The sequence below is a fragment of the Bacillus sp. JJ1503 genome, from assembly GCF_036965125.1.
In the GTDB taxonomy this organism is placed as follows: domain Bacteria; phylum Bacillota; class Bacilli; order Bacillales; family Cytobacillaceae; genus Cytobacillus.
Window position 1 is genome coordinate 13,892 of record NZ_JBALOZ010000069.1, and the last position, 3,043, is coordinate 16,934.

Annotated in this window: 4 protein-coding genes; 1 reads left to right on the plus strand and 3 read right to left on the minus strand. The window is 40.1% G+C overall.

Annotated elements, in window-relative coordinates; genetic code table 11:
- The first annotated feature begins 57 nt into the window (after positions 1-57).
- Positions 58-360, plus strand: coding sequence for a YciI family protein (locus tag V7149_RS06335; protein WP_335344807.1), 303 nt, complete (start codon positions 58-60; stop codon positions 358-360).
- A 67-nt stretch (positions 361-427) separates the two neighbouring features.
- On the opposite strand, the gene msrA is transcribed toward V7149_RS06335, so the two are convergent.
- The 3 genes from msrA to V7149_RS06350 form a co-directional block, all read right to left on the minus strand.
- Positions 428-1,390 carry a peptide-methionine (S)-S-oxide reductase MsrA gene (gene msrA, locus V7149_RS06340; RefSeq protein WP_335344808.1) on the minus strand — a complete coding sequence of 321 codons (963 nt, stop codon included), beginning with the start codon at positions 1,388-1,390 and terminating at the stop codon, positions 428-430.
- Positions 1,391-1,478: 88 nt separating this feature from the next.
- On the minus strand, positions 1,479-1,670 hold the full coding sequence (locus V7149_RS06345; protein WP_335344809.1) for a hypothetical protein: 192 nt from the start codon (positions 1,668-1,670) through the stop codon (positions 1,479-1,481).
- Positions 1,671-1,748: 78 nt separating this feature from the next.
- On the minus strand, positions 1,749-2,957 hold the full coding sequence (locus V7149_RS06350) for an MFS transporter (protein ID WP_335344810.1): 1,209 nt from the start codon (positions 2,955-2,957) through the stop codon (positions 1,749-1,751).
- Positions 2,958-3,043 lie beyond the last annotated feature (86 nt).

A 3,043-nucleotide genomic window follows, 5' to 3' on the forward strand; every position in this document is an offset into this window, starting at 1 on the left:
GTAATAAGAAATCAGATCTGCATCTTGAATAATTAAATAAAAAAGGAGATATTTTTCATGAAAAAATTACAATTTCTATATCAACTTAAGCTCATTCCATCATTATTAGATGAAGACAATTGGACTGACAAGGAGAATAACATTGTTCAGGAGCATTTTGAGGTTTTACAAAACTTAGAAAAGGAAGGGAAACTCATATTAGCAGGCAGAACATTAGATACTGACCCACTAGGGCTAGTTATTTTGGAAGTAGATACAGAAGAAGAAGCAATAGAGCTTATGGAAAATGATCCTGCTGTTAAAAATGGAATTATGGAAGCAAAGCTTTCCCCTTATCGATTAGCAATACTAAGGAAATAAAAAGCTAGGAACAAAGACATGAGTATGCTAACCCTGTCTTTGTTCCCTTTAACAAACATCATATATATTAATGATGTTCAAATAACTTCAAATACTCTCCATACCCTTCATCCGCAAGCTTGTTCTTAGGAATAAATCGCAGTGCAGCAGAGTTTATACAATACCGCGCATGGTCGGGACCAGGTCCATCATCGAAGACATGACCCAAATGGGATTCGGATGTTTTTGAACGGACCTCTATTCTTCTCATTCCGTAAGAGCCATCAAATTTTTCCTCAATTTCTGTTCTTCGCAATGGCTTCGTAAAGCTTGGCCAGCCGCAGCCGGCATCGTATTTATCCTTCGAACTAAACAGCGGCTCGCCTGAAATAATATCTACGTAGATGCCCTCTTCCGTATGGTCCCAAAATTCGTTATGGAACGGAGGCTCAGTCGCGTTATTTCGTGTTACTTCATATTGAATTGGAGTTAACTCCTTCCTCAATTGTTCTTCACTTTTACGGCTTTTCCAGTTCTCGCGTATAAATCGCGCACGGCCAGACCCTTCTTTATAAAGATTATAGTGAAGCGGGTTCTTTTTATAATAATCTTGATGCTTATCCTCCGCATTGTAAAAACGGCTGGCCGGCAAAATTCCAGTTGCGATTGGTTTTTGAAAACGGCCGCTCTCAGCTAATTCTTTTCTTGAGGCTTCGGCCATATCCCTTTGCTCTTCATTATGATAAAAAATCGCCGTACGATAGGATAGCCCACGATCATTGAACTGCCCTCCCTCATCGGTTGGGTCAATTTGCTGCCAAAACAGGTCAAGTAATTTTTTATACGGGAAAATGGCAGGATCGAATGTAATTTGGACTGCTTCATAGTGTCCAGTTGTATCGGAGCAAACCTCTTCATAAGTTGGATTTTCCTTATGACCGCCCGTGTAGCCTGAAATGACCTCCCTAATCCCCGGCTGCTCATCAAATGGTGATACCATGCACCAAAAGCAGCCTCCAGCAAACGTTGCCAGCTCTAGTTTTTCTGACATTCCAAATCAGCTCCTTTCTTTACTTTCTATTATCATACCGCAAAAAAATAGACGAGAGTAGTTTACTCCCGCCTGACTGCAGATTATTCTAAAAAGGTTTATTTGGCTCATAGGTTGGCTGTTGGTTTTGCGCCTGGTAAGCCTGGCTTTTGGCTATCGCCTGTTGTACGCCTTCCTCTAAGGAAAACTCCGTATCTGTCTTGCCAAAATGGCCGAATTGGTCTTGAGCTTCCACTACCCGCTGCTGTTCCTTTGCTTGATCTAACTTTCGCTTTAGCATGCGCGCACACTCCCCTCTATGACTAAATTACATCTATAGAGTTTCCAAACATACGCCCATTATGCGAGTAAACAGTTATTAAAAGGAAACGGCTTTTTTCTGGTTTTCACGACCGATATGACGCTTAAACTGAAGATAGAAATAAACGGTCAATCCTGCAGAAATGATTCCGAAAATCACTACCATCATCTGCAGCCCAACTAAATCCAGTAAAAATCCTGTTCCTAGAAGGACGACCTGGAACATCACTCGGTCTAACATACTGCGGAAAGAGAAAAAGCGTCCATGGAATTCTTTTGGCATTCTTGTTTGAAAAATGGTCGCAGCAGTAGGATAAAAACAGCCAACTGAAAAACCAACAACCGCGAAGGCTGTAACCGTCACTATTTTTGAATCTACAAAGAATAATGAAACTTGTGCAAATCCTACAATAAGCGAGAAGAAAAACATAATGCTATAAGGTGACCAGCGATCACTCATTTTCTTCACGGCAAAAGCCCCTATCATAAAGGCAATCCCTTCAGCCGAATAAATAATCCCCTTCAGCATTTGATCATCATGAAATTCACTTATTTTTATTACTAGAAGGTTAAAGCCGCCTAAGAATAACAGCGGTACAAGTGCTAGGACAAGTGTCATTAATACGATCGGCAGCCCTTTAATGACAGGTAATACCTCTTTAAAGCTTCCCTTTGACTTGGACGTGCTCATGTTTTTCTGCTTAACCGGTTCTTCAATTTTTAAAAATAAGGTAAATACGAATAGGAAGAAATAAGCAATAAATGATGAAAGATATAACATAAACAACGACATAGCTACTAGCAGAATGCCTGCTAAGGATGTACCTAAAATCCGGGCAATCGTGGCTACATTCATATGGACTCCGTTCATTCTCAATAAATCTTTTCCATCCACAATTAAAGGAATGGCTGCTTGAAGCGCCGGGAAATAGAATGAAGCGGCAATCTGAATACTAATGACAAAGACTATAAGCCAAAGAATGGAGCCGGTTTGCAATGCAAAAAACATAAAGAGTACACTCACCATTCTCCCTAGACCTGCATAGATCATCACCGTTTTCTTCCTCTTTTGGTCCGTAATCCTTCCTGCAATGGGACCAGCCAGTATACCGGCTAATAACCCGATCGCCAAAATAACGGACTTCATAAAATCCGATGGCACCTTTTCCTGCATAAATTCAAGGTTTCCAATAATACCCATCCACAACCCAAACCCAGCGATTAATTCCCCACATAAAATGATCCAGACATTTTTGTTTCGCCACATATCCAAATTTCCCCTCAAATTTCATTCGATAATCGAAATATATATGATTATATCCTAAAAATTATGATATGGCATTAAAAATAATT